The organism is Pseudomonas sp. P7758 (genome assembly GCF_013386485.1).
GTDB lineage: Bacteria > Pseudomonadota > Gammaproteobacteria > Pseudomonadales > Pseudomonadaceae > Aquipseudomonas.
On sequence record NZ_JACARS010000233.1, the window covers coordinates 1 to 974 of the forward strand.

Consider the following 974-nt stretch of genomic DNA (forward strand, 5'->3'; position numbering starts at 1 on the left):
TCAGTTGCGCCGCTTCAAGCTGGGCCAGGGCATGTTGGTAGTCGGCCAGCGCCGAGTCGGCGATGTTACTGGCGTCGTCGCGGTTTTCCTTGGAGATCACCAGGGCGTCGAGGTCGGCGCGGCGGTGGGCGTTGACCTTGCGCATCTCCCAGGTGGCCTTGCGGGACGCCACCAGGGATTGCGCCTGCTTGACCGCAATCTGGTAATGCTCAGGGTCGATCTGCATCAGCAGGTCGCCCTTTTTCACCAACTGGTTGTCACGCACCGGAACGTTGACCACTTCGCCGGTGACGTCGGCGGCGACGTTGATGATGTCGGCGCGCACCCGGCCATCGCGGGTCCAGGGGGTTTCCATGTAGTGCACCCACAACGTGCGGCCAATCCAGATCGCCAGGGCCAGTACCAGCAAGGTCGCGAGCAGGCTGAAAAACTTTTTCATCGGGGCATTCTCAACGGTAGACGGTCAGCGCCAGGGCGCCGAACAAGCAAGCGAACAGGCTCAGGCGCAGCAGCGCCGGGTGCCAGAAAAAACGGTATAGGTCAAAGCCGGCCAGAAACCGGTCGAGGGCCCAGGCCAGGCCCGCCGCGATCAGAAACATCAGGGTCATGGTGGGCATGTAGACGCCGTGGAAGGCGATTTCACGAGGCATGGGCGGGTCCTTCTTGCTTGAGGGCAGCCAGGGGTGATTGCGGGTCCAGCAATGAGGTGCGGATAAAGTGCAGGTAGCTTTTTACCCGGCGCAGGGCCGAGGTGTCGAAGTGCGGGGCGAAGGGTTCGTCGGTGGCCTGCACGCGGCTGATGGCGTGGTCCACGGCGATCAGGCTGCGCTCCAGGTTGCTGGCGCTGGGTTGCAGGAACAGCCGCACCAACGAGCGGCCCATCACCCGGATCGCCTGGCGCCACGGCTGGGATTCGGCATACGCCGGGTGCACCGGCAGGATCGCCTGTTCCTTGCGCAACTCGATGATCGCGT

3 protein-coding genes are annotated in these 974 nt (G+C 64.0%); all 3 read right to left on the reverse strand.

Going from position 1 to position 974, the window contains the following annotated elements:
* On the reverse strand, positions 1-439 hold a 439-nt coding region (locus HX873_RS31005), incomplete at its 3' end, for a biotin/lipoyl-binding protein (RefSeq protein ID WP_177123765.1).
* 10 nt (positions 440-449) lie between these two features.
* Positions 450-650 (reverse strand): DUF1656 domain-containing protein, encoded by a 201-nt coding sequence (locus HX873_RS31010; protein WP_003216262.1) that lies wholly within the window; start codon positions 648-650, stop codon positions 450-452.
* A partial coding sequence (locus tag HX873_RS31015) for an FUSC family protein (protein ID WP_177123767.1) occupies positions 640-974 on the reverse strand: 335 nt, incomplete at its 5' end. The genes HX873_RS31015 and HX873_RS31010, both read right to left, overlap by 11 nt.

Coding starts and splice junctions, on each gene's coding strand:
- HX873_RS31010 (WP_003216262.1), bottom strand. CDS start 650: ATGCCTCGTGAAATCGCCTTCCACGGCGTCTACATGCCCACCATGACC.